The following is a 232-nucleotide window of genomic DNA, read 5'->3' as shown; positions in this document are numbered from 1 at the left end:
ACCGGTACCATTACGACAGTCAGCACCGGCTGGTGCACTACACGCGGACACAATATGCAGAGCCGCTGGTCGAAAGCCGCTATCTTTACGACCCGCTGGGCCGCAGGGTGGCAAAACGGGTATGGCGACGTGAACGGGACCTGACGGGCTGGATGTCGCTGTCACGGAAACCGCAAGTGACCTGGTACGGCTGGGACGGCGACCGGCTGACCACGATACAGAACGACAGGAG

1 protein-coding gene is annotated in these 232 nt (G+C 61.6%); it reads left to right on the top strand.

Annotation, left to right across the window (positions count from 1 at the left end):
• A partial coding sequence (locus SB756_RS35890) for a hypothetical protein (RefSeq protein WP_410914010.1) occupies nt 1-232 on the top strand: 232 nt, incomplete at both ends.

The organism is Pseudomonas sp. SIMBA_068 (assembly GCF_046534705.1).
GTDB lineage: Bacteria > Pseudomonadota > Gammaproteobacteria > Pseudomonadales > Pseudomonadaceae > Aquipseudomonas > Aquipseudomonas putida.
The sequence above is the reverse complement of the archived record's forward strand: the minus strand, read 5'-3'. Positions and strand labels throughout refer to the sequence as shown.